Annotated in this window: 20 protein-coding genes and 2 pseudogenes; 16 read left to right on the forward strand and 6 right to left on the reverse strand. The window is 54.3% G+C overall.

Features of this window, described 5'->3' with window-relative positions; all coding sequences use genetic code 11:
* Window positions 1-236: 236 nt before the first annotated feature.
* Complete coding sequence (locus C8N30_RS12740) at window positions 237-1031, reverse strand: SDR family oxidoreductase (protein ID WP_025062402.1); 795 nt, start codon at window positions 1029-1031, stop codon at window positions 237-239.
* Between the two features lie 470 nt (window positions 1032-1501).
* Between C8N30_RS12740 and C8N30_RS12745 the strand changes: the two genes are divergently transcribed.
* The 7 genes from C8N30_RS12745 to C8N30_RS12780 all read left to right on the forward strand — a co-directional run bounded on the left by C8N30_RS12745 (window position 1502) and on the right by C8N30_RS12780 (window position 14901).
* Window positions 1502-4387, forward strand: a complete 2886-nt coding sequence (locus tag C8N30_RS12745; protein ID WP_025062401.1) for a hybrid sensor histidine kinase/response regulator — start codon at window positions 1502-1504, stop codon at window positions 4385-4387.
* Window positions 4388-5015: 628 nt separating this feature from the next.
* A complete protein-coding gene (locus C8N30_RS12750; RefSeq protein ID WP_147419703.1) occupies window positions 5016-5267 on the forward strand; it encodes a hypothetical protein in 252 nt (83 codons plus the stop codon).
* A 92-nt stretch (window positions 5268-5359) separates the two neighbouring features.
* The gene (locus C8N30_RS12755) at window positions 5360-7555 is read left to right on the forward strand and encodes an efflux RND transporter periplasmic adaptor subunit (RefSeq protein WP_025062399.1); all 2196 of its coding nucleotides are present in this window, start codon (window positions 5360-5362) and stop codon (window positions 7553-7555) included.
* Window positions 7552-10731: an efflux RND transporter permease subunit gene (locus tag C8N30_RS12760; RefSeq protein WP_025062398.1), complete on the forward strand. Its 3180-nt coding sequence runs from the start codon at window positions 7552-7554 to the stop codon at window positions 10729-10731. The genes C8N30_RS12755 and C8N30_RS12760 overlap by 4 nt, the downstream gene beginning before the upstream one ends.
* A 26-nt stretch (window positions 10732-10757) precedes the next feature.
* On the forward strand, window positions 10758-11114 hold the full coding sequence (locus tag C8N30_RS12765; protein WP_025062397.1) for a copper-binding protein: 357 nt from the start codon (window positions 10758-10760) through the stop codon (window positions 11112-11114).
* 2192 nt (window positions 11115-13306) lie between these two features.
* The gene (locus C8N30_RS12775; protein WP_025062395.1) at window positions 13307-14125 is read left to right on the forward strand and encodes a sulfotransferase family 2 domain-containing protein; all 819 of its coding nucleotides are present in this window, start codon (window positions 13307-13309) and stop codon (window positions 14123-14125) included.
* Window positions 14122-14901 (forward strand): phytanoyl-CoA dioxygenase family protein, encoded by a 780-nt coding sequence (locus C8N30_RS12780; protein WP_025062394.1) that lies wholly within the window; start codon window positions 14122-14124, stop codon window positions 14899-14901. The genes C8N30_RS12775 and C8N30_RS12780 overlap by 4 nt, the downstream gene beginning before the upstream one ends.
* Before the next feature lie 4 nt (window positions 14902-14905).
* Here the strand turns inward: C8N30_RS12780 and C8N30_RS12785 are convergent, their stop codons facing one another.
* The 5 genes and pseudogenes from C8N30_RS12785 to C8N30_RS12800 form a co-directional block, all read right to left on the reverse strand.
* Entirely contained in the window at window positions 14906-17260 is a 2355-nt protein-coding gene (locus C8N30_RS12785) for a radical SAM protein (protein WP_269667574.1), read from the reverse strand.
* 1355 nt (window positions 17261-18615) lie between these two features.
* A protein-coding gene (locus C8N30_RS12790) for an IS3 family transposase (RefSeq protein ID WP_120222877.1) occupies window positions 18616-19775 on the reverse strand; the annotation gives its coding sequence in 2 pieces (ribosomal slippage) (window positions 18616-19526 and window positions 19526-19775; 1161 coding nt in all).
* 366 nt (window positions 19776-20141) lie between these two features.
* Window positions 20142-20364 (reverse strand): annotated as a pseudogene (locus C8N30_RS19665) (IS3 family transposase); the annotation flags it as partial.
* Window positions 20350-21162, reverse strand: a pseudogene (locus C8N30_RS19825) (MFS transporter); the annotation flags it as partial. The pseudogenes C8N30_RS19825 and C8N30_RS19665, both read right to left, overlap by 15 nt.
* A complete protein-coding gene (locus C8N30_RS12800; protein WP_025062388.1) occupies window positions 21143-21451 on the reverse strand; it encodes a metal-sensing transcriptional repressor in 309 nt (102 codons plus the stop codon). The gene C8N30_RS12800 and the pseudogene C8N30_RS19825, both read right to left, overlap by 20 nt.
* Window positions 21452-21536: 85 nt before the next feature.
* Between C8N30_RS12800 and C8N30_RS12805 the strand changes: the two genes are divergently transcribed.
* The 9 genes from C8N30_RS12805 (at window position 21537) to C8N30_RS19685 (ending at window position 26689) form a co-directional block, all read left to right on the forward strand.
* A complete protein-coding gene (locus C8N30_RS12805; protein ID WP_147419704.1) occupies window positions 21537-21875 on the forward strand; it encodes a hypothetical protein in 339 nt (112 codons plus the stop codon).
* A gap of 138 nt (window positions 21876-22013) precedes the next feature.
* Window positions 22014-22667 carry a HupE/UreJ family protein gene (locus C8N30_RS12810; RefSeq protein ID WP_120222897.1) on the forward strand — a complete coding sequence of 218 codons (654 nt, stop codon included), beginning with the start codon at window positions 22014-22016 and terminating at the stop codon, window positions 22665-22667.
* Window positions 22668-22682: 15 nt separating this feature from the next.
* Window positions 22683-23294, forward strand: coding sequence for a hypothetical protein (locus tag C8N30_RS12815; protein WP_025062385.1), 612 nt, complete (start codon window positions 22683-22685; stop codon window positions 23292-23294).
* A 188-nt stretch (window positions 23295-23482) separates the two neighbouring features.
* A complete protein-coding gene (locus C8N30_RS12820) occupies window positions 23483-23929 on the forward strand; it encodes a c-type cytochrome (RefSeq protein WP_025062384.1) in 447 nt (148 codons plus the stop codon).
* Between the two features lie 20 nt (window positions 23930-23949).
* The gene (locus tag C8N30_RS12825; RefSeq protein WP_025062383.1) at window positions 23950-24291 is read left to right on the forward strand and encodes a copper resistance CopC family protein; all 342 of its coding nucleotides are present in this window, start codon (window positions 23950-23952) and stop codon (window positions 24289-24291) included.
* A 2-nt stretch (window positions 24292-24293) separates the two neighbouring features.
* Window positions 24294-25142 (forward strand): copper resistance D family protein, encoded by an 849-nt coding sequence (locus C8N30_RS12830; RefSeq protein WP_025062382.1) that lies wholly within the window; start codon window positions 24294-24296, stop codon window positions 25140-25142.
* Window positions 25143-25356: 214 nt separating this feature from the next.
* A complete protein-coding gene (locus tag C8N30_RS19675; protein ID WP_232222819.1) occupies window positions 25357-25647 on the forward strand; it encodes a multicopper oxidase domain-containing protein in 291 nt (96 codons plus the stop codon).
* Between the two features lie 33 nt (window positions 25648-25680).
* Window positions 25681-26448, forward strand: a complete 768-nt coding sequence (locus C8N30_RS19680; protein WP_232222818.1) for a multicopper oxidase family protein — start codon at window positions 25681-25683, stop codon at window positions 26446-26448.
* A gap of 79 nt (window positions 26449-26527) precedes the next feature.
* Window positions 26528-26689 carry a hypothetical protein gene (locus C8N30_RS19685; protein WP_232222817.1) on the forward strand — a complete coding sequence of 54 codons (162 nt, stop codon included), beginning with the start codon at window positions 26528-26530 and terminating at the stop codon, window positions 26687-26689.
* The last annotated feature ends 158 nt before the right edge of the window (window positions 26690-26847 follow it).

Genomic DNA, 26847 nt, shown 5'->3' on the forward strand with positions numbered 1-26847 from the left:
GTTCTTGAGAAAATTTGGTTTCGCCTTCAAAGCAAACAATTCAGCCCACATGGACATCCGCGCTGCATGTTAACGCAGCGCGGAGTCCGGACTTTCAAGTTTGGCGCAGCGCTAAACTCCGCTTTGCGGACATCAACGCCCAAGATTTCCAGTAGGGTGGTGTGAGTGTTCCGGCTGACTCTTGCACCGCTATTTAGCAGTATTGCTTGCACTTGTTCTTCAATTTCTATCATTCATCACCTACCGGGCGTTGCGGCTGACCCAGCGAGAATACCTCCATCAATCGTCAGCTCAGATCCTGTCATGTAGGCGGCCTCATCAGAGGCGAGCATGACGGCAAGGGCTGCGACCTCTTTAGCTGTGCCGAAACGCTGCAGGGGTGTGTCGGCCACCATTGCCGCCTCGCGGTCCGCCCTATCGGGGCCGTTGCCAAGCATCGGTTCCCACATTGTCGTCATGATCGCTGCCGGATGGATTGAGTTACAGCGGATGGCGAGGTTTTGACTGGCACAGTAAAGTGCGACCGATTTTGTGTGGTTGCGGATTGCAGCTTTCGATGCGGCGTAAGCAGCGGCCATTGGAATGCCGACAAGACCAGAGCGGGACGAGATATTGATAATGCTTCCTAGCCCCTTTTTTCGCATGGCGCGGATGGCATACCGACAACCCAGGAAGGTGCCGTCGTTATTCACGGCATGAACGGCTCTCCAGTCAGCCAAGGAGGCGTTTTCAGGGTCGTGAGCGGGCGGCGAGCCATCAAACGGACCTTCAAGACCGGTGATGCCAGCGTTGTTGACCAGCACGTCGAGGTCGGGAAAGCGCTCTGCTATTGCATCCCAATCAGCCTCGGATGCCACATCGAGGTTTGCAAAGGTTGCACCGATCTTGTCGGCCATGAGTTGCCCGGTCTTGGCGTCAATATCGGTCAGTATGACCTCAGCCCCTTCATCGCAGAAGGCGCTTGCGATGGCGGCACCAATACCTCGCGCACCCCCTGTTACGAGGGCGGTTTTGTTCTGTAATCTGGGCATAAAAGCTCCGTGAGATTTATGTACGATGGATTCCTAGCGTCAATTGCTCAGAGCATATTGCCGCCCGAAAGGCGGATAGCCGAATTACCGGAGGCGTTTATCCATTGCCATTCACTCCTCTACGTGTGGTTTCAAAATAGAAAACGATGTCTTGCCGGTCAAGCGCGCATAAACTGCCATTCGTGGACCGTGCAGTATCTGGCAAAACCGGCTGATGCTGCCGTTCGCCGCGCGACAAAACAACGGTCGCTATGGCCCGTTCACGGTTTTGAAAAAAGGCTTCGGAAAGGGCAGGGAACGTGTCTTGTCGCAGCTGCTTTATCGACGGCTTATAAATAGGCAAGCGGCTGTTCAGGAACGGGATTGCGGCTTGCTGTTTCTTATGTGATATTTTCCGTCGATCAGTCGGTTAAATTGCGTACCAAGTATTATCATAGTTTTAAATTGAATAAGCTCAGTGGATCCACCCGATGAATATTGATCTGGACGCAATCTTTGCAAATGCACCGTCACCCTATATTTTGCTGGATCCTGACCTCAGAATGGTTTGGGCTAATAACGCCTATCTGGAACTGACGGGAAGGAGCCGCGAGTCGATAATCGGCCGTATCCTAACCGAAGAATTCCCGGCTCCGTCCGATTCCGTTTCCGACAAGATGCTGCGTGGATCTTTCCGACGTGTGTTAGCGAATAGAAAAGCTGATCATCTTCCGCTGATTTCCTACCCAATCGAAGCCGCGGATGGTAATTTTGAAGAACGGTTTTGGAGCGCGACGCATACCCCCATTCTGGATGACGAAGGGCGCGTCGAATTCATTTTGCAGAATACTTTTGATGTGACTGATCTCTACCGTGATGCACAGGTCGCCGTCACTGGAGAGAACACACGCAGCGCCGGGCTTATGCAACGCGCGGAAGCCGTTGCATCCGAAAACCTGATTCTTGGCAAGGCAACAGAGTTTTTTCAGTCCGCCTTCGATCAAGCCCCCGGTTTCATGGCAGTGTTAGACGGACCACAACATGTCTTTCGTTTTGTAAATCAGGCCTACAACGACTTGATAGGTGCCCGAGATGTTGTGGGGTTGCCAGTGCGCGAGGCCTTGCCAGACATCGAGGGACAAGGTTTCTACGAATTACTCGATCAGGTGTTTGAGTCGGGTGAGTCATTTTCAGTTAAATCAATGTTGGCTAAACTCCGATCTTCGCCTGACGCACCCCTTGAGGAGCATTTTGTTGATTTTATATTCTACCCGCTGAAGGACGAAACTGGTGCGCCGATGGGCATCTTTGTCCAAGGGCACGATATAACCGACCAGAAAAATGCCGAGGCCGCGTTAACCGCTACGCGGGAAAAATTCCGAACGATGGCACAGACCATGCCAGTTCATGTCTGGACGGCTGATAGGGATGGCAGCCTGAACTGGTTGAACGTCAGGATCTATGAATTCACCGGCTACTCCGAGGGCGAGCTTTATGGAGCGGATTGGGTACGGGTTCTTCATCCTGACGATCTGGGAACAGCCGTGGAAGAGTGGACTGCCGCCATCGAGAAAGGCGAAGGTTATGAAACCGAATTTCGCATTCGCAAAGCCGATGGCAGTTTTCGCTGGCATATCGTGCGGGCAACTCCATTGCGGTCCGACGATGGGACGTTAACAGGTTGGGTTGGCACAAACACCGATATTGAAGAGCGAAAAAATGCTGAAGCTCAAATTTCCAAGCTTAATTCCACGCTTGAAGAGCGGGTTGAAAAGAGAAATCGTGAACTTGAGGAATTGAACGCAGAACTGCGTCAGAGTCAGAAGCTTGAAGCTATTGGCAGCTTGGCGGGGGGGATTGCACATGATTTCAACAACCTTCTTCAGGTTGTGATGGGCAATTTGCAGATCGCAATGCGGAGTATGCCAGAAAACTCAACTGTTCAAAAGCGGCTGGATCAGGCCGTGACAAGTGTGAAGCGTGGGGCGACACTTGCCTCACAACTTTTGTCCTTTGCTCGCAAACAGCCTCTTGCCCCTGTGGTTATCAGGCTAAATCGCCTCGTCGAAGATACCAAGGAAATCTTGCACAGCGCGGTCGGTGAGGGAGTCGACCTTGAAACCCATTTTGAAGATGATCTATGGAATACCAGCGTTGATCCCAATAGCATGGAAAACGCTTTGCTCAACCTCGCGATTAATGCCCGCGACGCAATGGAGGGGCAGGGGAAGCTGACAATACATGCATCCAACGTTTTGCTGGACAAAGCCTTTATGCAACTCCATCCGGACGTCAAAGTTGGCGAGTATATCAGGTTGGCCGTAACCGATACGGGATGCGGCATGTCGAATGAAACCGCTGAGCGCATATTCGAGCCTTTTTTCACGACTAAGGCAAACGGCCATGGGACAGGTCTTGGACTGTCGATGGTTTATGGTTTCGCAAAGCAATCTGGCGGTCATATGGCGCTCGACAGTAAGATCGGCGAGGGCACCACCATGTACATTTACTTGCCCCGCACCCTTGAGTCTGAGCAGGTCCTACAGCCCACGATAGATCATGGGCTGGTAGGTGGGTCCGAAACGATCCTGTTGGTCGAAGACGACGACGAGGTGCGCGAAACTGCTTTCAACTTGTTGACTGACCTTGGGTACACTGTTTTTCAATCATGTGACGCGGAGCAGGCGTTGAATGTGTTGGATGATCGCGACGACATCGACCTCTTGTTTACCGACGTGGTAATGCCTGGTAAAATGAATGGGCACGAACTGGCGCAACAGGTACAAATTTTGCGCTCTGATATTCCGGTGCTGTTCACGTCCGGATTTGTACAAGATGCAGTCGTGCGTGAAGGCCGTTTGGTTGAAGGGATTCAATTGATCGGCAAGCCCTATACGCAGGTTGAATTGGCCCAAAAGGTGCGTAACGTCCTTGGAACTGAAGGAACCACGCTTTCGAAGCTTTCGAACGAAATGGCGGCGTTACCCGTGCAGTCCAGATCAGAAAGCACGACAAAGAGCGACGGTTTGAGCATTCTGATTTGTGAAGATGATGCTTTGATCCGGATGGATATTTCTGAGATTCTGCGTGATGCTGGACATAGCATATTTGAGGCGGCAAATGCGGAAAGTGCTCTCAATCTTTTGAAAGAAGAAGCTGTCGACTTGCTGATCAGCGATATAGGATTGCCTGATCGGTCAGGTGAGGAACTTGCTCAGGACGCCAGAGGTTTGAATCAGTACCTGCCAGTGATCTTTGCGACCGGCGGCGTCGATGTCCCCTCCGCTGCAGCACTTGGAAACTGCAAAGTTTTAACCAAACCTTTCGGAGAAACCGTCTTGCTGGCTGCAATCGAAACAGTGATGCTGAAAGCTTAGCTACCTTCCGCTCGGCACCCTTTAGCGCCAGACCTAAGGCTTCGTCCATCATTACAATCCCCCTCTCGGGATCAGGGTGCACACAACCCTGCCGAGCAGTGAAAAACGCCGCTTTTGAGATCAAAATATGTAGCACAAACGGTCACACAAACGAGCCAAGGCCTCCAACTCTCAATCTGCTCTGAGGTCCAACTCTATGTGACGTCGGACAAATCGGAAAAAGCGCTGGCACTCGCTGCGGATCGTCCGGATGGCGACTAGGCGAAATTTTCTTACGTTGCTTAGCCAAAATTGCCCGTAACTTTGATTTTCATGCCGATGCTTGCGCGTTCGCAAAGTCTGCTCAGAAGGCGGAGCAGCAGTGCATTGCCATCATCCGCACTGCGCGCGGGTGGGTCCAGTTGTAGCGATTGCAAACTGGCGCCTTTACCCGGACCTCACGAATTTCTTACTTGAAATAGTGAATGATCGGTTGCATGTCATCGAGATGCAGCACGTAAACCAAACTTCGCACACCAAGACGGCTCTTAGGCCATTGGGCGTTTTGGTTTTGATTTGTGTTATGGTGTTTCAGTTTGTTTCTCCTGCGGTTGCATCACCCCTTGCGGCTTCGACGGCTGAGCACCACATGACGATGGACCACAGCGAGATGGCGCATGTCGGCGCTGCCGAGATGGATCACGATATGCCTGCAATGGATGCGCACCACCAAGGATCTGCGGATTGCATGGCTTTCATGTGCTGCTTTCATGAGAATTCAGCGCCATTCAAGTTGCTGACATCGGACGTTTTGCTGCCCAGTAACAAGGGTATTGAACAGGCGATGATCATGCCTTCGTATCTGCGCATTTCAAAAGACCGCCCTCCACAAGCCATCTGATCAGTTCTCTGTGTGCGCGCCTCATTGGGGCTGCGTGATTGTTAGTGATTAGAAACGGCTGCGCTTTTTGCTCAGTTGGGGTCGAGGTGACCATGCGTGGACGATATTCAGCCCTGAGTGTGCTTGCACTCTGCGCGGGCGTTGGTGGCGGTGTTTTTCTGGAGCGGTTGTATTTGAACCCTTCGGATATGGCGGGTGATGGCGGACCTGAAATTCTCTATTGGGTGGCTCCGATGGATGCGAATTTCCGCCAGCCCGGTCCGGGGAAATCTCCCATGGGGATGGACCTGATACCTGTTATGGCGGGGCAGGAGCCCTCTAGCGACCCCTCTGAGGTAATGCTGTCGGCTGCAGAGATCAACGCCATTGGCGTGCGTACGGCGATTGCACAAATCTCTGATATATCGGGTCGGATCGAGACGGTAGGTTTTGTCGGCTATGACGAACATCTCACAAGCCATGTTCATACCCGCGTCGATGGCTGGATCGAGGCACTGAATGTGCGTGCGGTTGGTGATCCCGTGCGCAAAGGGGATGTCCTGTTCGAGATGTTCAGCCAAGTTATAGGCTCATCTTCGTTTGATCTGCTGCGTGCCATTGAGGCAGGGGATAAACGCATCATAGATGCCGCACGGGGTAAGCTACGCAGCCACGGTATGTCTGACGCACAGATCGCCCGCATCGAAAAAAGTGGCGAGATCGCCCGTAATATTGAAGTGATTGCCACACAAAACGGTGTTGTCACTGGCCTTGAAGCCGCCGATGGCATGTTTCTCCAACCGGGTGTGCGGGCCGTCTCGCTGACTGATCTGAGCGCTGTCTGGCTTATCGTTGATGTATTCGAGCGTGATATTGCACGGATGACCGATGACATGCGTGCTGTAGCAACGTTCGAGCATCTGAATGGCCGCACTTTTGAAGGGGTCATCGACTACGTCTATCCCGCGCTTGATGCACAGACCCGAACACTGCCCGTGCGATTGCGGTTCGACAACAGCGAGGGGCTGCTGCGCCCCAATATGTTTGGCAATGTGAGCCTAATCCCGAACGAGACACGTGTTGCGCTGACCGTGCCGACCGAGGCGATCATTCGCAACGGCGCGGCTGAGCGGGTTATTCTCAAGACGGGCGAGGGTACTTTCAAACCGCGCCTGATTACCACAGGCCTGCGCGACAGCTTTGGCGGTGGTGGGCGCACGGAAGTGGTACAGGGTCTGGCACCGGGCGAGGAAGTTGTGGCCTCTGCGCAATTCCTGATCGACAGCGAAAGCGCGCTGAGCGCTGGTTTGATGCGAATGGCGCCGACTGATGAGGTGCCGGCACGCGGGGCAGGTGAGCTGGTGGCGCTCGATCCCGAAACGCGTATCGCGACGATCCGTCATGCAGCGCTTGAGACGCTGGACTGGCCAGCGATGACGTCCCGTTTTGCGCTGCGCAGCGATATCGCGCTGGATCGGTTGCAAGTTGGCCAGCAGGTTGCATTCCGTGCAGCTCGTGGCGCGGACGGTCTTCTGAGCCTGATTGAGCTGGGGTCTGACGACGGGATTGCGGCAACGGGCAGGGGTAAGGTTCTGGCGGTCACGGCAGATGGCAAGCTCACGATGGAGCATGATCCGATCCCCGAACTCGGCTGGCCTGCGATGCAGATGGACATGGATGTAGCAGGTATCGACGTGGGCGATGTGACATTGGATCAGCCTGTCGAGTTTGATCTGACCAAAGGGGATGATGGTCTGTTCACGATTGTCGCTTTGCGCGGTGATGCGATGGGGGGGGAGGCAGAGACGCCTATGGCTGTGAAACCAGACGCCATGATCCCGCCGATCATCGTGTCTGGCACGATTGATGCGATAGACCCTGCGACAGGCATGGCCACGATCACCCATGGTCCGATGTTGGAAATCGGTATGCCCGGAATGACGATGGGTTTCGCACTGGATGAAACTCTCGACGCCGAGACGCTTGTCATGGGTACAGAGCTGACGCTAACCTTTGCTCGCCCAGACGGGATGACGATGCTGCTTGCTGCGGCCGAGCCTGTGGTGCCTCCGATGGAGGTGTCGGGCACGATCAACGCAATCGACTCTGATACTGGTATGGCCAACATCACCCACGGCCCCATGATGGAGATAGGGATGCCGGGAATGACTATGGATTTCGCGGTTGATCCCGCTGTTGATCCAGCATCGCTGCCTGTCGGTGAGGAGGTTGTGCTCCAACTCCTCCGCAACCCTGACTTCTCAATGACGCTCAAAGGTATCGCACCAGCGGCGCAGGTTGGGCAATGATCGCCGCCATCATTCGCGGCTCGATTGCAAACCGGATCATCATCCTTGCGCTGGCGATGATGATGGCCGTGACAGGCATCTGGGCGATCCGTACCACGCCCGTGGACGCGATCCCTGATCTGTCGGATGTGCAGGTGATCGTGCGCACGCCCTATGCAGGTCAGGCCCCGCAGGTCGTCGAGGATCAGGTTACCTATCCCATCGCCACCGCAATGCTGGCCGTGCCGGGGGCCAGCGACGTGCGCGGCTTCTCGTTCTTCGGCGATAGCTATGTTTACGTGGTTTTCGAGGACGGCACCGATCTGTATTGGGCGCGCACGCGTGTGCTGGAATACCTCGGCCAGATCACGGCGAACTTGCCTGAAGGTGTCTCGCCACAGCTGGGGCCGGATGCCACGGGCGTAGGTTGGATTTACCAATATGCTCTGATCGACCGCACGGGCGGGCATGATTTGGCACAGTTGCGCACGATCCAAGACTGGTTTCTGAAATACGAATTGCAGACCGTCGATGGTGTTTCCGAGGTCGCCACGATTGGTGGCATGGTCAAACAGTATCAGGTCGTGGTCGATCCCAACAAACTGCGTGCTTATGATATAACGCTGACGCAAATTCAGGCCGCCATTCAAGGGGCCAACCGCGAGACGGGTGGGAGCGTGATCGAGATGGGCGAGGCCGAATTTATGGTCCGCTCAACGGGGTACGTCGACGAGATCGCCGATCTGGCGAAAGCGCCGCTGATGGTAAACGAACGCGGTGCAGCGCTTACACTGGGCGATGTGGCTGACATCCGGCTTGGACCAGAAATGCGCCGCGGTGTGGGCGAGCTTGATGGCGAAGGCGATGCAGTCGGAGGCGTCGTGATACTGCGCTGGGGTGGTAATGCGCTGTCGACAATCAAGGCAGTAGAGGTGCGGATCGACGAGCTGCGCCAGAGCCTGCCGGAAGGCGTCGAGATCGTCACGACCTACAACCGTGCGGGCGTTATCGAGCGGGCCATCGAAAACTTGCAATCAAAGCTCACCGAGGAATTCATAGTCGTCATTCTGGTCTGCGCTGCGTTTCTGCTGCACGTCCGCTCCTCGCTGGTGATCCTGCTGTCGCTGCCGCTGGGGATCTTTGCCGCCTTTATTATCATGAAACTGCAAGGGGTGAACGCCAATATCATGTCGCTGGGGGGCATCGCCATTGCTATTGGCGCGATGGTAGACGCGGCGATTGTGATGATCGAGGCGATGCATCGGCGGCTGGAGAAGGAAGTTTTGACCAATAAAAACCGGTGGCGCATCGTCACTGAATGCTGTGAGGAGGTGGGGCCTGCGCTGTTCTTCTCCCTCGCTATTATCGCAGTGAGTTTTCTGCCCGTGTTTGTGCTGGAAAGTCAGGAGGGTCGGCTGTTCAAACCGCTCGCCTTTACAAAGACATACGCCATGGCCGCCGCTGCGATCCTGTCGATCACGCTGGTCCCTGTGCTTATGGGCTATTTCGTGCGCGGCTGCATCGTGCCTGAGCATCGCAACCCGCTCAACCGTTTGGTGATCTTTATCTACCGCCCGTTCCTTGATGCCGCTGTGGCTTGGCCTTGGGCCACGACAATGCTCGCGGGTCTGCTGGTCGCCTCCATGTGGTGGCCGCTGCAACGTATCGGGAGCGAGTTCATGCCGGAACTGAACGAGGGCGATTTCCTTTACATGCCGTCGCTCTATCCCGGTGTGTCCATCGGCAAAGCGCGTGAGGTGCTGCAACAGACCGATCGCCTCATCGCCACAGTGCCCGAAGTGCTGACAGTGCATGGCAAGCTGGGGCGTGCCGATACGGCGACGGACCCCGCACCGCTGACGATGATCGAGACGACGATCCAGCTCAAACCCGAGGCTGACTGGCGTGAGGGGATGACCATGGATGGCATCCGCGCAGAGTTGGACCGTGTCGTGCAAATCCCCGGTGTCACGAATGTCTGGATACAGCCGATCAAGAACCGGATCGACATGCTTGCTACGGGCATCAAAACGCCTGTGGGGGTTAAAATATCCGGCGCTGATCTGCGTGTGATCGAGCAGATCGGGATCGAGGTTGAGCGGATTGCAGGTGGTATAGAGGGCACAACCTCGGCCTATGCCGAACGGCCCATTGGCGGGCGGTTTATCGAGATCAACCCCGACCGCGAGGCGGCTGCGCGGTATATGATGAGTGTGCGCGACATTCAGGATGTGGTGCAGACAGCCATTGGCGGGATGCAAGTGTCGGAATCTGTCGAAGGGCTGGAGCGGTTTCCAATCAATCTGCGCTATCCGCAGGATTGGCGTGACAGCCCCGAGCGTCTGCGCGATCTGCCTGTCGTCACGCCGTCGGGCGCGCATATCCCGCTGGGCACACTGGCCGAGATCAAAGTCGTCGATGGACCGGGCATGATCCGCTCCGAGAATGCGCGCCGCACTGGGTTTGTCTTCATCGACATCGCGGGCCGTGATTTGGGCGGCTATGTCGAGGAGGCGCGTGCTGCTGTAGCGGAACAGGTGGTTTTGCCTGCGGGTTATTCGATCACTTGGTCAGGCCAGTATGAGTATATCCAGCGGATGCAGGAAAGGCTCAAACTGGTGGCCCCGGCGACGCTGCTGATCATCACGCTGATGCTGTTCATGGCGTTTAACCGCGTGATCGAGGTGGGCATCATTCTTGCCGCCCTGCCTGTGGCCCTCGCGGGGGGCGTCTGGTTCCTGTGGTATCTCAGCTTCGATATCTCCGTTGCTGTGCTGGTGGGGTTCATTGCCCTTGCGGGTGTGGCGGTTGAGACGGCGATTGTGATGCTGCTCTACCTTAACCTTGCATGGGAAAAGCGCCGTAAACAGGCGGCTGCCGAGCGGCGGGAGATGACCCCGTTGGATGTGGAAGAGGTCGTCTTTGAGGGCGCTCTGCTGCGCGTGCGGCCCAAGGTGATGACTGTCGCAACCATCTTCGCGGGCCTCATCCCTATCATGTACGGCACCGGCACAGGCTCCGAGATCATGCAGCGCATTGCCGCCCCGATGATCGGCGGTATGGCCACGGCCACCGTTCTCACCCTTTTTGTCATTCCGTCGATCTTTGTGATCTGGAAGCGGTTGGCCCTGAGCCGCGTCAACCGCACCTTGCTGCTGGCTGAGGGTCCGCCCGACGCAGCACTTCCCGCCGAATAATCAACCCAACCTGAAAGGCCTATCTCATGAAAATTCTCTCGCTTACCCTCTTCGCTCTGATGCTAAGCACACCCTTGGCGATGGCACAGACCAACCACTCCACGATGGACCACTCAAATATGGACCACTCCGCTATGAGCGCCGAAAACATGGATGGTGCTGTGCATACCAAAGCCGTGGTGAACGCCCTGGGCGATGGTACCGCCAATATCAGCCACGAGCCGATCCCCGAAATCGGTTGGCCCGCCATGACGATGGACCTCGCCTTGCTGCCGGATGCGCAGATGTTGGGCGATGTGGTGGCCGGCGATACAGTCACGCTGATGCTGATCAAGGGTGACGACGGGATGTATTCCATCGCTGGCATGATGGCTGCTGAATGATTGCTGTGCTGGCCGGTTGTGATGCACCGGCCAGCGCTTCCTTTCAACATGGCATAGTGGCAAGGACTTGCTTACATTTATAATAGCGCTCATGATTGGCGTTGTGGTCACAGGTGGACGGTGGGTGTTTCTGCGCCCGTCCGATAGCAACAGCACCACAGCAGGCGCGCCGATGGTGGCGGTTAGCCTGCCGGACAGGCTCAATCCACTGTAGCAGTCAGGCGCGGCGGCCTTCACTGAAAATTGTGCCGGCTTTCATGGTGCAACGGTGCTGGACGCGAAGGAATTGGGCCACCGTTGATTTACAAGAACTATGACCCCAGCCAACAACGGACATGTCGTTTCAGCTCACCGTACCGTAAGGCGTGCGGGCACTCCATTGGTCGTTTGGCGATACGCCCGCGGTGACCCGCCTCACCTCCGAAGCAGTAGAGCCGATCATCTCCCTTATGCGCGCGGTCCAACTCGCCAACGGAATTTGCACCAACAGGAAAATACAATATCACGGTCTTCAAGCCATCTGAAACCAGTCATTCGTGCAGCCGCAGCGAAAGCTTACTTTGTACGCTGACCGACGTTTGAGCCAACACAATGCTGCAAGATGGACGAACGGCTGCAATCACGGGTCGGACCGCAGCGATCGGTCCCAGTGGAGAAGGTCCGCAATGTGCCGCTCTTGTCGATCGAGATGTCGGGAGGATTGCCGACATTCGCTGCATTTCCAAGTAAGCAATACCATGTCAGCAGAAGCTGACATTTATCCAAAATTTGAAAAGGGTACGGCATCACCTTCGCAAGTCAGCTACCCCTATTTTGAGTTGCCAGTGGCTGCGTTCTAATGCCATCAGCCGATGACCGGACCGTTCGAAAAGTGCCGCGATAGCTTCCACCGCTTCAAGCAATACTGCCGCCGGCGGGTTCTGAACGGGAATGTTTAGGACCGACCCGTCTTCGGCAAGTAGCGCTTCGTCTGCGCCAATGACTTCAACGAATAGATCACGATCGTTGTCACACGTTTGAAGACTTGCGTCGTAGATGAACAAATTGAGTGAGCCGATTGACGGGTTGGAGAACTTAGCCGCGTATAGCGTGTAGGTGTCTCGGCGGGGCAGGCCCCGTAGGTGGAAAACCCGAAATTTTTCGGTATAAATTCTTTAGCTGCGATCTTTCTTCTGCATCAAACAGTGTTTGAGAAATAGTATTATACCAAGATCTTCTATAATAAATTTGTTGATTGATATCTTCCGGCATGCCTTATTTATGACGTTAAGAACCTGTCGCGGATTTCTTACCTCACTCATCGCCCGTAGCAGGCATTCAGTATAAAATGGGCGCTGGGGAGAAGCGCACCAAATCGATGGCTCACGCAAAACTTCGATAAAATTGCTGTTTGCGGCGTCGCTGTGTAAGCCGTCACGCAGCGTGTGCAAAGCCTGCACTAAGAAACCGAACCATAGGCGGTTGCCTCTGCTGAGTGGCAAGGGCAAAGAATTGAATAGCGAACTTACTGCAAATGTTAGCTCTAACGGCAAGGATTACTACAGTAACCGCCATTGAAATCCCCCGCTGATCCTGTGCAGGAATTCTAAAGGAAAAATGTGCCTTAAACTTGCAGTCGTTAAACGAACGCGCGTTCTGCCAGTGGATTTTGATGCGAGGGCTGCTATCTGCGTCCAGCCCCAACCGGACCTTGGTCGCGGTACCTTTTATGACGCTATAGCATTCGCATTGCAGGGTGCGCAGATACTATGCTCCTGTAATATAAAAATTTAATTAAAGCAGTTGTGCCCCGGCAACGATACCTCAGCCGAGGCTTCCTCGGAGCATTCCTGCTCTCCGAACACTCGGAGCGGCAAGTTGCCACTCACTTGAGCCCACAGGTCGACTTTTCCGACGAAAACCTCGATCTTCCCAGTGGGGATTTAGGGGGCCACCAAATTAGCGGCGTGCTAAGTCAGATATACAGGTTCGTTGCCCTTACCGCGAAGGGGACCTAAGTAAGGTTGGTCGGAATGCATGCCACGAGCAATCGCGTCTGATTAACATACCGGCGGTTCTGCGTATTTGCTGCGGACAGACTGCGGCGATAGTGATAACAAACATGCACGAAAGCGACTTGTTAGGCTTGTAGCGTTGCACGCATCCCGTATGCAATGCGACAGGATGTTTGCTCGGAAGTATAGTTTATTTAAATGAAAAGCCTTTTTAAACTTGGCAGTAAACCCAGCAATAAAAAACTGGTTTTTCTTCATGTGCCAAAGACAGGCGGGCAGTCGGTGCGCCAGATGTTGCACGATGCCTTTGGTGAAGCGGCTATTTGTCCTGCACGCTCAACCGAGGAACTATGCACCTATTCAATGGCGCAGCTTAACGAATATCGCGTGCATGCGCCGCACGGCGACTGGTCAACACTTGATGCCGTGTCAGGTCCAAAGATGGTATTCACCGTCTTGCGTGATCCGCTGGACCGCATTTTGTCCTATTATTTTTATGTCGCGGACAAGGCCGAGAAGATGAGCAAACAAGATCTGAGCCTTTCCCACCATCAGGGCCTCAATGCCGTTCATTCAATGAGCCCTGATGAATATTTCTTTGAAGGCCCCCCGCATCTGCGTGCGTTTATCGCCGATACTTACGATAACTTTTACACCTACTATTTTGGCACAAGACGGATGGATGGCCGTCGCAAGCTTAACAATCTAATGCAACGCGGCATGCATGACATTCATCATCTGGTCGATGCGGCCCTATCCAATATTGACGCTTTGGATAGGGTGTATACGTTGGACGAATTGCACTTAATCCAGCAAGATATAGCTGACATTTCAAAAACGCCGCTGAAAGGCGCGTATTACGCCAATAAAAACATCTCTAGCTTGCCAGCCGACCGGTTGGATAGGTTGCGCGCGCGAGGTGCGTCAGAAGCGGTTATAAACCTACTGTATTCGTACTCAGAGCATGACTACAAAATCTGGAACGCTGTGTGCGCAAAACGAAAGCAAATGCCATGAGAAATGCGGCTCAACTCGACGCTGGACAACGCGAGGCGTTTCGCAAAGATGGCGTTTTACTGCTCAAAGATTTTGCACCGAAACGGGCGGTCATTGCAGTTTTACGGCAATATAACATCTGGCGGAACACGGTTATTATGCAGGGCGCTGATGACAAAACACGCGGTGATATTGCGCGGGCACGTCAGGCTATGGACGTCACAGAAGGGGAAGAGATTGCGCCATTGCGGAAACTCGCTCACGATCTGGGAGGCGCGCTTTTAGGGCCAGACAACGTACACGAAGTTGAGGCCCAACTGATCGGATGGGCACCGTCAGGACCTGCGTGGAAGCCCACCTGGCACATTGATTGGGTAAACAAGCACCTCAGACTGAAGACAGAGGACCAGTTTCCGGGGTTCCAACTGTTGGTCGGCTTTCCCTTAACTCCCGCTCTGCGAGAAGACCGTGGCAATCTATTTGTTTCACCAGGCTGGCATACCGAGATTTGCAACACGTTTCGTCAATCGCCCACCCTGCGCGACCCGCTGGAAGCAATCAGCAAGGGCATAGCTTCTCAGGTGCCGTGGGGAACGCCTCAACAGTTGCTCGTCGCGCCTGGGGATGTCATTTTAACACATTCCTTGATTCCGCACGGCGTGGCGGAGAACAAGGGCGCGGGTTTCGCCGACAAGCTGTATTTCCGTCTGGCACATAAGACAGCTATTCATCGTGGCGGTCGTGATGCTTTGGATACGCCCTGGCGCAACTGGCAAGGGATGCAGGACGGCGGCTGACTATCTATCGTGCTCCGGGCTTGCGGGCTGCTGACACGTCTCTGACCTCGTTGTCCAATTCGTCGCGAAAATCCCATGACCGCAGATCATAGGAAGATTCTGCGGTGTCCATCTCATAGGCCTGCTGCTCACTTCGCGAGTCCCGTTGACCAGCATATCGTGATTCACGGTACCAACACTCCTTACACTGCGACCATTCGTTATCTGTGCCGAAATCGCCGCGGCACTGTACCATGTCTTTGGAGTTCCACACCTGCGCAAAGCTCTGACCCTCGCCGACACGGCCCACCGTAGCCGCATAGGGCCGCGCGCAGGTGACGACGCTTTGATCGGCCATCAACACGCCTGTTCTATGAAAATAAATACAGCGATCAGGGGGGAGGGCATCCGGCTGCGGTTGGTCAGGCTTGATATCGATTGTCGCAGCAAGCTGGCTGAGATTCAGCGGCGCGCGCGTCATCAGCGCCGATTGCATCAAAGCATCGCCGATAGGATCTGATACCCCATCCGACAGGCATGGCACCAGAGAATCCTGCTGCTCCTCCCAAATCGGTGCGCTTTGAGCGCGCTGGGAAGTGAAGGCGTAATTCATCGCCTTGATCACATCGGGGTCAGGGACCCTATCTGCGGCTTCGGCGACGATCGGGGGGCAGTCTCCGGGGATATTATGTTTGGCCATCGCTCTATAGGCCTGCGCCAGATAATGGTTGGCTATTTCAGGACTGGTTAAAAGGGTCTCGGTCGCTTGTTTTTCAAAAAAGATCAACAGATGGCGGGAGTAAACCAGATCAGGTTTGAACTGTGCAACGGCTTCGATAAATGATGCAAATTCGGCAATGTTGTTGCGCTTCAGGGTGAAGGATACCGAAAGCTTTGGGCGGCGTGCAAGTTCGGTAGAGCGGCGCAGTCTGTCGTAATGGCGCAACGCCTCGACCACGGTAACCAACGATACATTCCCGCGGTTGGCGGCCATTGTTTCCGACAGATAGCCGTCAATCGAAAACATTATCGTATCGACCCACGGCATATGTTCGGCCCGCAATCTTTTTGTCAGTAAAAGACCATTCGTGACAATTGATACAAGGACATTGTATTGTTTCGCTTTCTCAAAAACGCACTCCCAAAGTTGGTGAGATACGAATGTCGGCTCTCCCCGTCCAACAAGGCAGATAGAGGTGAGATACGGAAACACCTCATCCGCCATCAAGGCGAAACCTTCGGGGGTAAACCGTTGAAGACGGTTGTGGAAGTCGTGGACTTCCGCTGTTCCGTGCGAACTGCAGTGGCTACACGTCAAATTGCAGCCAGCTGTCAGCTCGATGGACAGGGATTCGGGATAGTGGGACAAAGCTGCTTTTTGCCCTCCCTCGCTTTGTATTACCATCGCGCGGGTCTGCTCTTTTGCAGCGTTGTAATCGGCCAGTATAGTTGGCCCAGTATCTGCTTGTTGCGGTGCCACGTCGAACCGGTTCACGAAAATTGTCCCGACGCCGTGCGCTGATGCGTCAATGCGGAAAAATACAGTGGCATCAGGCGGAAATTCAGGCAGTGCAAGCCTCAGTGTCTCAATGTGATTGCGTCGCTTGGGCTTGAAGCAAACCGTCCGGTCCTCACTGAATTCTTGATGCGCCATCCGGTAGTAGAGCTTGCTATAGGCATAACTTTGGCTGCCCGCCCACGTTAAACTGAACAAAATATCGAGATCGGCATAGACCTTTGTTGCGGACAGATTGAATGGGCCGCGCTCGACGCTGGACGTGGAAATTTTCGGCACGGTAGGATCAACAGTTTTTGTTGAAAGGTTTCGGCCAATTTTCGTCTTGGATACAAGCACCCGGAGGCCGTGCCTCCTTGTTTGAAACTTGGCCAGAGTATCGACGAAAGTCGTGTGGATAGAGTTCGTGACATCGCCTTTAGGCGGATCCTCTCCAATCAAGGCTACCTCGCCAGATCTCGCAAAATAGGCCCAGTTGATCGCGCTGTTCTCCAAGTCACTCCGACCCAGACATATTGTGGGTACAGATACGTCCCCTAACGCATTCTTCGCACCTTCGTGCCATGGCAGATCCGTCAACGTCATCATCAGTAGACCTTTAAACGGATACGTCTCTGACGCTGATAAAAAACTACTGATATCCGTTTGGTTTATTCTGTGGGCCGGATCGTGTAGCCGACATTGCACAGCGACAAAGCCTTCATTATTCCGAAGCGTCGCGACAAGCTGGACATCTTGGATTGACAAAGCACAGCTGTTTTCCATTGCCCAATCCTCAAATAGCTGAACGCGTTCATAGCTTGCTAATTGGACGGGGTCATTGCGCAGATAGGCCAGCGAAAGGCTTGTGAAGCGGGCATCCATATTCAACAGTGGTACAAATGTGCCGCGCGTAAACTTTGCAATGGAAGAAAGAACTGTCAAAGCAGCATATCCTTAAATGGGGTATTTAAATATCTGAACTGAAAAATCGGTGAGTAGAGCGGGGTGTATTTGGTGCAGCATCGCAAACACTATACCTATGCTGCATTAAAAAGATACTGAACAGTCTGATGTTTAACTGAGGCTTTTCTGTTTCGCTTACGCCGCTACGCCCGATTTTTAAGGACTTCATCCAAGTTTGACTTGGCTTCAGTTGACGGAATATTCCTCATGGGCTCCGCCACGCAGCGATTGTTGAACCAATCGGCAGATTCGAAAATGGTGTATCCACCGCTTCAAAACTACGCAATGGCCTGTATCTGTGGATTACTTCACGTTTTGACGGACATATACCAGACCGATCCAACGCCGCCCAACAGTCAAGAGCGTTGCAATCTACCGTGGGTGCAGAGCGAAGTCTGATGGTGGCATTCGGCTGCTCTGCCGGTCGACGATCAGGCAAGCGAAGTTCACATTCTTTGTTTGGAAAGATCGGTTGCGATGCGCAGTGTTCTGACCTCAATGGATGGTAAGGGGCTGTTCCTTAAAAACTTTTTCTTTGAAAAGTTAAGGTGCGCCCTGAAATACTAAGCGTCTATCCCTGACTGATTTGGGCGTCCGCTTTATTCTCCCAAGGATAGTGATCTGGCATACGCAGCGAATGACCGCCCTCCACCTTTGGTGTCGTGAGTTGCTCACAGCCTATAGCTACAATATGCAGAAAGCCGCGATTCTGCAGCGATCTGTACCCCACAAGGTGAGTTGCAATGACAAAGAAATTGACAAGCCTGCGGGATGTATCCCTTGGTTTCAAACTTCTAAATAATTTTTCACCGAAGGACTGACCATCAAAAATATGATAAGAAGTACTAAAATATCACTTTTAACCACAGAGTTTTGGCACGTTCTATTACATATATATGTAATTTATTTGACTGAGTTCTACTCTTGCAGGAATTCGCAGACACCACCGCATTCGCTAGCCAGTCAAAATTTAGCCTATCAACAACTAGCGATACAATGTGAGACTTTGAGCGCCAATTTCGCTATGAACTCGACGACCGTTTAGATATGGCTTCTCTACAACTTGACGAGACTTATTAACCCATCTTATCCATGCCATGTGCAATAGTTATGATGTAAAGAGTGGGTTTATTCTACTGATTTTTCGGGGCGACGGCCACACCGACTGGCAGCGCGCTAATCGTGTTTGGCTAGCGATACAACACATCCGAAAAAGCAAAGAGCGCTACCGACAGTTTTTAGGCGAACTGACCTGCCCCCCGAGGCTCCCTCATTCATAACGAGAGTTTGCGGGCTTGAGTCTCATATTCTTCGTCGTCAGTTTGGGCAAGCGCGTCGTGCGCGGAGCCCTCAAATTGCTCAAGCGCTCGACGCGCTTCTGCCGGTGTTTGGTTCCCAAGCGATGAGTGCGGCCTGACGTTGTTGTAATCGTATCGCCAGAGTGCCAGCTTACGACGGGCGTCATCCAACGTATCGAAGATTTCCTCATTCAACAGCTCGTCGCGCAGACTGCCATTGAAGCTTTCTATGAAGCCATTCTGCTGGGGTTTGCCGGGGTCGATGTAATGCCAATCAACGTCGTTATCACCGGCCCATTTTAGGATCGCACGACTGGTAAACTCCGTGCCGTTATCACTGACAATGCAGGCACGCTTTCCACAAATACGGACAAGCGCGTCAAGTTCCCGCGCGACTCGAGCGCCCGAGATGCTGGTGTCAGCCACCAAGCAGAGGTTCTCGCGGCAACAATCGTCGTTTACAGCAAGCATGCGGAACTTGCGTGACGCACCAAATGTATCAGACACAAAATCCAGCGACCAACGTTCACCTGGCCGCAAGGGCACCGGTATGGGCGTTCGTGACCCACGTGCGCGCTTGCGACCCCTTCGCCGCCTGACGCCCAGCTTTTCGTCAGTATAAAGCCGATACAGCTTTTTGTGGTTCATGATCATTCCTTTGCGTTCCAGAAGCACGCCGATCCGGCGATAACCGAACCGACGCCGCTTGCTGGCAATCGCTTTCATCTCTTCGCGAACTTCTGGATTATCCGGCGGCCGATCACGCCGGACAGTCTTGGGATCGACACCGACAAGCCTACACGCCCGACGTTGCGAGATGTCGTGATCCCGCATTGCCTTGCGTGCTGCAGCCTGTCGCACATTCGGTGTCGTCAACTCTTTCCCAGCAAATCTTTCAACACAACATTATCGAGCATCGTGTCGGCCAGCAGGCGCTTCAGCTTAGCGTTCTCATCTTCCAGCGATTTAAGGCGGTGGGTATCAGAAACGTTCATGCCGCCATACTTGGCTTTGAACTTGTAGAACGACGCAGGGCTGAGGCCATGCCTGCGGCACACCTCAGCTGTCGGCATCCCAGCTTCTTGTTCTTTGATCATTCCGATAATTTGGGCTTCAGTAAAACGGCTCTGTCGCATTTGTTTGCTCCTTCAAAGGTTGAGCAAATTCTACATTAAACTGAGGGAAGTTTCGGGGGGCAGTTCAGAACCCCAGATGTTATCGCCGAGGTTCTGCTTCAAGTAAATGGAATCTGAGAATGGTGCCACGAAATAGCATCCTTTAAACTAAGATCGACGGCACGGCCTATCTTGAAATTTATCGTAAATTATTGCTTTAGACTGGTAGCCCGAATACTGTTGAAACTACGGCGGTGCTTTGCCCAACTTACTATCGCCGCTAACATATCTCATTTGCCATTTGGACCTAGTGTTGACCGTTGTCATATAAAATGGGACATCAGAGCGGTTTGAGCATTAGAGGCTCTGGATCGTATGTGTGATTGATTATGCTGCTTGTTTTTGATGTTGCAAGCGGCGTTGTTGGATTGTATGTTTTTTTGATCTTTTACCTTTCTCTGAGAATGGCTTTGTCGCGCCCGACGTAGAAGTCGGCGGGTGTGCCGTTGTTCAGGCTCTCGTGGTAACGCTGGTTGTTGTCATACTCGACGAATGCGCCGATCTGACGCTCAAGGTCGCCGGGCAGATAGTAGTTGTCCAGAAGTCGGCGGAGCAAAAGGGCGGCCAGCATTGACCCGCCACCGAAAGCACCAAGGGCGATGGCCACATGCGCATCGCCAAGGCCCAGATCGGAGCGCACCAGAAAGACTGTGTTAACCGACACCATCGCACCCGCTGCAGCTGCGGCGAGGTTGAGCGACAAAAGCCCTCGCAGACGCGGTGTGGCGAGGTATATCCATATCCCGCGCATGGTGCGATCATAGATGCCCCGATGCGCGGTTGGTGGCGGGCTAGACAGCAGGACCGCTATGACGAGAAAAGCCGAGCCAACGAATCCGATCACGGTTCCGAAGAACACGCATGATAGCTCAAGAAGGTCAGCAGGATTGCGGCCAGCACTGGCTAGTGATTTTCTCAAGGTCGTAGGCCAGCCGTGAGAGCGACAGAGCCCGAGTATACCGGTCTTCCTGGGGTAGGATGTCGGGGATAGTTGCCTGAAACGTTGGCGTGAATGCGGCAGAGTCAGACTGAAGCACAAAGATCAGGACGTCGGCCAGTCAAACCACGGCTGCAAATGGTAGGCATAGTGCCATGGTGGCGCGGACAAAATCGAGGCTGACCAGCATCGCGCGGCGCGGCCACCGGTTGGCGAAGGCCCCAGCGATGGGCGCAATTCCGACATACGCCACCATTTAGATCGTGAAAATCGTGCCCAGCACCAGCCCGGCGCGTTCGCCTGATAGGCGAAAAGCCCAAGCGCGATTGTTGGAAGACCTGTCCCAAGCAGGGCTACGATCTGTGCAAGGAACAGGTGCCGGTAGCGGCGATCAGCAAGGACAGAGAGCATGGGCTTTCCTCATGGGATACTTGGTGATTGCCTTGAACTCTGCGGTTGCAGTCGCTCCATCGCTGCCCGCACCGGCCATGGCTGCATTAAGGTAATGGTCGATATGATCCTGAAACAGGGTGTGTTTGGCCTGCGTGATGGCCTTCTCGACAGCATGGAGTTGCTGCGCGATGTCGATGTATGGGCGCTCCGCCTCGATCATCTCGATCACGCTGAGAGGGTGGCCATTGGCACGTTTCAGCCGCATGATGATATCGGGCTGGGTTGCATGAGGCGCGTGGTTTGTCATAAACAAGGCGTCTCCCCCAATAGGGGGATAGAGCAAGCGGGCCGAGACCAGCAGAAACGGGCACATGAAACGACAGGTGAACTCATTGCTGCGCTTTGCATTGACCATCGCTTTGGCGGTGGGAATCATTCTGTCGTCCAATGCACAGAACGAGTTGCATGAATTTGCCGAGATCGCAGAACTCCTGGCCGAGCATCAGGCCAAGATCGAAGACCATGGCCATTCCCATGATGATATCGCGGATATCCTGCACATCTTCCAAGGTCATGCACACGAGATGACCGACCACGATCACAGCACCGCCTATCTATCCCCCAGACGCGGCTTGGGGTTCGCGGCACCTTCAAGAACCAATTGGTCTCTGATTGAAATTGCAGCGTCCGACCGCAGCGCTCACGATTTAGATCGACCGCCACGAGTGTGATGTCGCGCCTATCCGGCGCTGTCCTCCATTAAACTCAATAAACGGAACATCCACATGATACCCAACCGATCACATCGGTCAGGGGACCCGTCGCATGGTTTGCGACAGTCCTTGATCCTTTTTACAACACTCTTGCTGATGCTGACAGCCTTTGCCACCTCAGCCTATGCTCATGCCGTGACGCCCGGCGATGCCGGATATATTCAGGAGATTTTCGGGGTTCATATAATCTCGTTCATCTATCTGGGCGCAAAGCACATGATCACCGGATACGACCATATCCTGTTCCTGCTCGGCGTTGTTTTCTTCCTCTACCACATGAAAGACGTGGCAATTTATGTCAGCATCTTTGCCGTCGGACACTCCGTCACCATGATTGCGGGTGTCTGGTTTGGCTGGGGCATCAACGCCTACATCATTGACGCCATCATCGGCCTGTCGGTTGTTTATAAGGCGTTCGACAACCTTGGCATGTTTCAGAAATGGCTCGGGTTCCAGCCGAACACCAAGGCCGCAACCCTGCTCTTCGGCCTGTTCCATGGCACTGGCCTCGCATCAAAAATCCTCGATTACCGCCTGTCCGAGGACGGTCTTCTGGCCAATCTTCTGGCCTTCAACGTAGGTGTTGAGGTGGGGCAACTTCTGGCGCTTTTCGTGATCCTCATCGTCATGGGATACTGGCGCCGCAACCCGAATTTCATGCGCCAAGCCTTAATCGCCAACATCATTATGGTGTTTCTTGGTGTCTTGCTGACCTACCAGCAGATCGCCGGATATATCGCCAGCACATAAAGATTGGATAATTCAATGTACAACGCACCCAAACCCAACCTCGATGATCTTCCCACACCCGTAACATTGCGCCGGTATTCGTTCATTGCTGCCATCGGTGCTGTGGCAATCGGCGTCATGGTTTACTTGCCTGCCGAGTACGGCACCGACCCAACAGGCGTGGGCAGCATCCTTGGCCTGACGGAAATGGGCGAGATCAAGCAACAGCTTGCGGCAGAGGCTGCAGCAGATGAGGCGCTGCATGGCGGCGGTGAGTCATCGTCATTGATCAACGATCTCTTTGGCCTGTTCGTCAGCTCGGCCCATGCTCAAGAAGCATGGCGCGACGAGATCACATTCACGCTCGCTCCCGGGGAATCCACCGAGATAAAGGCAACAATGGAGGAAGACGCATCGCTTACCTACGCTTGGGTTGCGACAGGCGGAAGGGTCAACTTCGACCTTCACGCTCATGCGGAGGGCAATGAAGTCAGCTATGAGGTGGGACGTGGTCAGACAGACGGACAAGGCACCATCACAGCGCCCTTCACCGGCGATCACGGCTGGTTCTGGCGCAACCGTGACAAGACCGACCTGAAGGTCGTGCTGCAACTGAGCGGTGATTACACCGAAATCGTGCGCCCGTGACGAAATGTTGGCCTCTGGCACAAGTCTGGGGCCAACATGCCCTAAACTGAAACATAACTGATTCCGAGAACGCGTAGATCAGTCGGTATTGTTTCGTCTCTCCGCAAAACTCTCGCGAATTTCTGCTTGACCTTCCCCCTGCTGGAACGGTTACCGCAGTTAAAAATAAACAGAAAACTGAGGTGTTGATGCGTCGAGCAATTATTCTATTGGCTGTCATAGTCATAGTCATAGTCATCGGCGGATTCGCGTATGCTATGTGGCCGGCCAAGGTTCAAAATGGTCAGAGTACTGCCGATACGCCAGTTCCCGGTGGTGCGATAGCCAATGTTATCCTGCCGGATACCTTCACGCAGAATGCGCAGATCGGAAAACGCGCTTTCGAGATGAACTGTGCGTCTTGTCACGGGATAAATGCGGCAGGGCAGGAGGGTATCGCACCGCCGCTTGTTCACATCATTTACGAGCCAAGCCACCACGCCGACGAGAGTTTCCAACGCGCTGTGGCACTTGGAGTGCGCGCGCACCACTGGCCGTTTGGAGACATGCCAGCAGTTGAGGGGCTGACACGCGGCGATGTCACACTGATCACAACCTACATTCGGGAATTACAACGCGCCAACGGAATCAACTGATGGCCCATGAGGACGAGAAAATGAAAAATATTTTACTTGCTGGCTTGGTTGCCTTTTGGGCGACAGGCGCTGTGGCTCATTCCGCGATGGATGAGACGACACCGGCCCATGAGGCGGTTTTGCCTGAGGCCCCCTCCGAAGTTGTCATGAACTTCTTGCATGATATTCGCCTGACACGGGTGAGCATGACGCATGCGGACCAACCTGCGGTCGATCTGGATCTGAGCGCCTACAAGGGAATGGAGATAGATTTTACCGTCCCAATGCAGGCCATGGGAAGCGGAACTTATGTGATTGATTGGCGCGGTTTGGGGGCTGACGGCCATGCGATGACGGGCTCGTTCAACTTTGTTGTAGAGTAACCATGCCGGATATCTGGGGGCAGGCAGCGATCATCACAAAGGTCGCGCTGTATCTGGGCATCTTAACGGCAGTCGGCACGATCCTCGTGGCATTGGTGTTCAGGTCGGAGCATTACAAACCGCCTGCAATGATATTTGCGGTGCTGGGGCTCGCGGCGTCGGTTCTGGCTTTTTCCCTGGGTGGAGCCAATCTGACAGGTGACATAGGTGGAATGACCGACCCTGACATGCTCGGCCTGCTCTGGAGCACCTCCGTGGGCACTGCACTTTTGTGCCGGGTATTCGGACTTGGTCTGTTAATTGCGGGTTTGTTTCTGGGGCGCAGTGGTCTTTGGCTATCCGGGATCGGCGGGTTAGCTGCGCTTTGGTCATTCCCGCTGGTCAGTCACGTATCCACCCGCGATATGGCCCTGCTTGACGGTGCGCTGGTGGTCCATCTGGGCGCTGTTGCATTCTGGATAGGCATACTCATCCCACTCAGACGGTTGGCCCGCTCGCCCGCACACTGGCCTGATGCCGCTGACCTTGGGCATCGCTTCGGTCTTGTCGCCCGGGGTGTGATCCCCGCCCTGATTTTGGCAGGAGTATATCTGAGTTACATGCTCGTTGGCTCTGTTGCTGCGTTGTGGGGCACGGGATATGGGCAGGCATTGATCCTCAAGGTCGCTTTGGTTGCTGGTTTACTTGGATTGGGCGCTGCCAATAAGTTACGGTTCATTCCTGCGCTCAGGGCGGGTGATCCGCATGCCGCCAGCCATCTGTCACGGTCCATTTCCGTAGAATGTGGGGTGATCCTGTCGGTGATGACTGTCACCGCAATTCTGACATCGACACTCGCTTTACCAACATGAGGTTCTGATGATCAGAAGAGATTTTCTGGCTTCCGCCGGCGCGTTTGCATTCTTTTCGCGCACCGTCTTTGCCGCTGGGGATACTTGGCGCTTGCGGGCCTAAGCCGTGGCAGAACAGGTGTTGCGCGATGGTGAAGGCATAACGGCCATACTTGGGTTCAACGGGTCGATGCCGGGACCCGAATTGCGGGTGCTGCGCGGATAGCGCGTCGCGGTGGAGGCCGAGAACGGTTTGGATGAGGGCACTGCGGTTCACTGGCACGGTATCCGGCTTGAGAACATGATGGACGGTGTGCCGGTGCTCACGCAGGAATTAATTCAGCCCGGTGCGCGCATGACCTACAGTTTTGTGCCGCCGGATTCCGGCACCTTCTGGTATCATTCGCATTCCATCTCACATGAGCAGGTGGCACGCGGCATCATGGGGCCGTTGATCGTCGAGGATGACCTGCCGCCGGATGTCGACCACAATATTACTGTGCTTCTGTCGGATTGGCGGATGTAGGCAGATGGCAGCCTTGTTGAAGACTATAGCGATATGCACAGTGTTGCCCACGGTGGATATATGGGCAACTTCGCGCGCGGGTTTTCGTCCAGATCTACGGTCTGGCTCGGGGATCGCGTGAGGCTGCAGCTGATCAATGCGGCGACAAACCGTATCTTTCCTGTGCAGGTCAGCGGTGTGAACGGATTAATCGTGGCCTATGACGGCATGGCCATGACGGTGCCGCGCCCCCTGACGCGGATCACTCTGGCACCGGCGCAGCGTGCCGATCTGATTGTCGATGTAGACGCCGCGGTCGGGTTCGATATGGTCACCCGTGGCGAACTATATCGCTTGGCCGACCTTGCAGCGGAGGGCACAAATACCAAAAGAATGCCAAGTGAGGTCGCAGCGCTGTCACCGCCTGATTTGCCGATACCGGACACCCCAAGCCAGCATTTGACGCTGACGATGATGGGCGGTGCGATGGGTGGAAGGCACAACGGCGATAACATCTGGGCCTTCAACAATGTCTCCGACCTGCAAGAAGAACCGCTCTCGGCATTCCAGCGGGGCGAGACGGTCCGGATTACCATGGTGAACGATACGTCATTTCCGCATGGCACCCACTTGCACGGTCATCATTTCGACGAGGTAGGCGAGGACGATGCCTTGGGCGATTTGCGCGATACGACGCTTTTGGATGCAGGGATGAGCCGCGATACCATCTGCGTCTTTGATAACCCGGGGCGTTGGCTTTTGCACTGTCACATGCTCAGCCACGCAGTTGGCGGGATGCGCATATGGGTCATTGTCGCATGAAATGGCTCGTGTCAGTCCTGCGTGTTTCGGCGACCAGCGCTGTGTCGGATCACGACTGGAAAACCGGGATATATCGGCGGTGAGCGTTCTATATGCGCAGCACTGTGCGGCATATCACGGCGTAAGCCCCGAAGGTCACCCTGACTGGCAGTCGCCGGATGAAGACGGGGTGCTTCCCGCTCCGCCCCATGGTGCAAGCGGCCATGCGTGGCCTCACGACAATGCCCTCCTCTTTGACTAAACAAAAATGGGTTGTGCAGGCACGCTGGCGGTACTGGGCATAAAGGATTTCGACAGTGGCATGCCCGCCTATGAAGGTCTGATTGCGGTAGAGGACATCTGGAACATTCTGGCCTATATTCTATCGGCTTGGCCCGTGCGGGAGCGTGATATTTAGGC

The sequence above is a fragment of the Sulfitobacter guttiformis genome, assembly GCF_003610455.1.
GTDB lineage: Bacteria > Pseudomonadota > Alphaproteobacteria > Rhodobacterales > Rhodobacteraceae > Sulfitobacter > Sulfitobacter guttiformis.